This is a genomic window from Mesorhizobium sp. M7A.T.Ca.US.000.02.2.1, from assembly GCF_003996995.1.
Taxonomy (GTDB): domain Bacteria; phylum Pseudomonadota; class Alphaproteobacteria; order Rhizobiales; family Rhizobiaceae; genus Mesorhizobium.
On record NZ_RZTT01000924.1, the window covers coordinates 1 to 424 of the forward strand.

Here is a 424-nt window from a genome sequence, read left to right on the forward strand (position 1 = left end):
ATCTCTATAGCAACGTCAAGGAGAAGCGCGAGGTGTTGCAGATGTGGTCAAATCACATCGAATGGCTGATCAAGCAGGCTGCGGATGACGCTCTGGCGGCGTAGCTGCTGGCATGGGCGGAAGATGCGGCGCAACAATCGTCAGAGGCTCATCGAATTGGAGATCATGCTTGACCAGCAAATGCGCGGCCAATGCTTCGATGGCCGACCAGTGATCGAGTACTAGCCGGGCCGTGCGATCTTCGATCCGCCCCCAATCGGGGCGGCGCGGCATCAGGAACCGCAACTCACCATAGATTCGCTTGGCATCCGCGTAGTCGCTGCTCCCCTCATTCCCATCGGACGCATTCATCGCCATATCGCGCGGGTCCAGATAGCCTTCGAATGCGGATTCTGCAAAAGGACCTGCCAGACACGCAACTATC

General features: G+C 57.8%; 1 protein-coding gene. It reads right to left on the reverse strand.

The genetic code is table 11. The features are described from left to right. Positions 1–69 precede the first annotated feature (69 nt). Positions 70–424 (reverse strand): hypothetical protein (locus tag EOD15_RS36170; protein ID WP_185929193.1); only part of this gene is annotated, 355 nt, incomplete at its 5' end.